This is a genomic window from Clostridium sp. AF34-10BH (assembly GCF_003478095.1).
In the GTDB taxonomy this organism is placed as follows: Bacteria; Bacillota; Clostridia; order Lachnospirales; family Lachnospiraceae; genus Acetatifactor; species Acetatifactor acetigignens.
Genome location: NZ_QUEC01000012.1, coordinates 1 through 3,098, shown reverse-complemented (window position 1 = coordinate 3,098; position 3,098 = coordinate 1). Strand labels below are relative to the sequence as shown.

The 3,098-nt window shown below is 41.0% G+C and carries 2 protein-coding genes; both read left to right on the top strand.

Annotated features, from left to right (window positions below; translation table 11 throughout):
* Window positions 1-443: 443 nt before the first annotated feature.
* Entirely contained in the window at window positions 444-1,205 is a 762-nt protein-coding gene (locus DWZ61_RS09475; RefSeq protein WP_147354708.1) for a hypothetical protein, read from the top strand.
* A 280-nt stretch (window positions 1,206-1,485) separates the two neighbouring features.
* Window positions 1,486-2,775: a CapA family protein gene (locus tag DWZ61_RS09465; RefSeq protein ID WP_243026387.1), complete on the top strand. Its 1,290-nt coding sequence runs from the start codon at window positions 1,486-1,488 to the stop codon at window positions 2,773-2,775.
* Window positions 2,776-3,098 lie beyond the last annotated feature (323 nt).

Sequence of the window (3,098 nt, the reverse complement as noted above, 5' to 3'; positions counted from 1 at the left end):
AATTATGGATTAGGTATGTGCCAGAAGCAAAGAAATACATGCGAAAAAAGAAAAAAGATGAAATAGGTATGTGCCAGAAGTAAGAAAAAACATGCGAAATAAGGAAAAAGGTGAAATAGGTATGTGCCAGAGGCAAAGGAATACATGCGGAAACAGAAAAAAGATGAAATAGGTATGTGCCAGAAGTAAGAAAAAACATGCGAAATAAGGAAAAAGATGAAATAGGTATGTGCCAGAAGCAAAGAAATACATGCGGAAACAGAAAAAAGATGAAATAGGTATGTGCCAGAGGCAAGAGAATACATGCGAGAAAGAGAAAAATACAGATTAAATGAAAAGCAATAAATGAAAAAAATGTACAACGGGAGGAAAAGGCTATAAAGGACTTTCTATATGAACAATTGCTAAAAAGAGAACATTGGCTAAGGGATTTGAAACAAAATTTGGAAACGAGTATACAGAATGCACCTTTAGGCAATCTGAAAATAATTAACTGCAGAGGAGTTGAGCAATATTATTTGGACTCTGCTGAAACTAGAACATCCTATCCAAATGGAAAATATCTGCGAAAATCTGATTTTGAATTGGCAGGTAAGCTTGCACAACGAAATTATGATGAAAAATTGCTGTCAGAGGTAGAAAAGCAATTAAAGAATATACAAAATATTATTAAAAAATGTGAAAAACAAGAAATAGTACAGGTAGAAGAACTATATAGTGTCTATGACAGAATGAGTCCATCCAGGAAAAAAATGGTGGATGCGAGGATAATATCGGATAAGGAATATGTGAATCAGTGGTCAGCAAAAATATATTCAGGTAAAGATTTTGCAGAAGGACAGGCGGAAATCTACACAGAAAAGAAAGAAAGAGTCAGATCAAAGTCAGAAAAGATCATTGCAGATATGTTGTACCATAAAAATATCCCATACAAGTATGAATGTCCTATAAACCTAAAGGGATTGGGAATGATATATCCGGATTTTACATGCCTGCGGTTAGAAGATCGAAAAACGATTTTATGGGAGCATTTGGGAATGATGACAGATCCGATTTACTGTCAGAAAGCTATGAAAAAAATAGACATTTACGCCAAGAATGGGTTTATACAAGGTAGAGACATTATATATACATTTGAATCAGAAAAATACAGTCTAAACACAATGAGTGTGGAAAATCTCATCAATCAAATATTTAGTACATAAAAGATGTCTGAAAAAGGAAGCAAATCAATCCCATATAATCAAACAGTTTCTGATCATATATGCTGATAATCCCACGATATGCGAATAGAGGGTAGGGTGCTATATGCCAGTGGCACATGTTTAGCACGGACCGAAGCGGAGCGGAGACGTGGGAGTGCATAGCACGGAGCAATCCGTAGGCATTAAAGTCGGGGGCTTTTGACCCCGAAATCATAGGTATGTTATAATGGGACATAGTAAGAAGAAAAAAATACAGAAAAATCAGTGAAAAGGTAGAAAAATGGCAGATAGAAGATTTTTGACTTTAAGAAAAGCAATAATGTTTTATATTTGTATAGGGAACATTTTTTTATTGTTCGGCTGTGCGAAGACTGAGATGGTGTCTGAGGACAATACAGTAACAAATGAAAATATTGTTAGTGCCACGGGAACTATTGCAATAGAAACAGAAGCAATAGAAACAGGAACGCAGGATGCAATCCAGCCATCTACCGACCAACCACCGGAAGCCACCCCAGAGTACAAGATCATCATGGTAGGGGATGTACTGCTTCACACTCCGGTGGAGGAAAGCTGTCTGCGGCCGGATGGAAGTTACGACTATGATTCGCTGTTTTCCCACACTAAAGAGGAGATTGCTGCGGCAGATCTTGCTCTGGTGAACCAGGAGGTGATCATAGGCGGTGCGGATCTTGGAATCTCCGGGTATCCCTGCTTCAATGCGGATTACAGTCTCTGCGATTCACTGGTGGGAGCAGGATTCGATGTCATCTGTCATGCCACGAACCATGCTATGGACAAGGGACGTGCGGGCTTGGTAAACTGTGCGGAGTACTGGAGGGACGAATACCCGCAGATCACTGTCCTGGGTATTCATGATACTGCGGATACTTCCACTTCCTGCGGTGCAGACCCTGCGATCATTGAGCTGGGAGATATGCGGATTGCAGTCCTGAATTACACTTACGGAACCAACGGCATTTCTCTGCCGGCGGACATGCCCTATGCGGTGGATCTGTTGAATGAGGAACAGGTGGCGGCAGATATTCAGAGGGCAGAGGAACTGGCGGATTTCACTATCGTATGTCCGCACTGGGGAACGGAGTACAGGCTGACGTCAGATGCTTCGCAGGAGAAATGGACCAAGATATTTGCGGAAAACGGTGCGGATTTGGTACTGGGGACACATCCTCATGTGATCGAACCCATCGAATGGGTGACAGAGGAAGAGAGTGACCATGAAATGCTAGTGTATTATTCGCTGGGAAATTTCGTGAACTGGACTTCCGGCACCGGAGAGGGAGTCGCTAACCGCATGGTGGGCGGCATGGCAGAGGTAACGATTACGAAAAATGATCATGGAGAGGTGGAGATTGCAGACTATGGGGTGAAACCTATGATCAGTCATGTGACTTCCGGTCCCGAAGGTGTGACAACATATTTTCTGGAGGATTATCCGGAAGAACTGGCAGAGGAAAATGAGATCGTTTCGCAGGATCCGGATTTTTCCAGAGAATACTGTGTCAATTTGTGTGATTCCGTATGGGGAGACCTATGGAAGGCAGAATAGACAAACTGTAACATGTTTGTTACAATAAAGAAGTTGTTGACAACGCGACAAAACATGAGGGAAGTTTACAGGAGAAGAACGAAATGATGTTCTGAAATTTTGAAGCGTATGCAGAACGGTCGTTAAATGGATAGCAGTACATTCCGGTTCATGCAGGGCATTTGTCTGGAAACCGGTGAAGAATTTTATTCCAGGGAATGAGTTATCAGGGGAATACTATTAAAATGTGTTATTATAAGATTGTGTAATGGGGTAAGCAAGAGAGAAGGCAAAGTCCAGCTAATAAATGTCAATAGGTAAATGAAAAATATTTTTCTTTAAAA

Coding starts and splice junctions, on each gene's coding strand:
- DWZ61_RS09465 (WP_243026387.1), top strand. CDS start 1,486: ATGGCAGATAGAAGATTTTTGACTTTAAGAAAAGCAATAATGTTTTAT.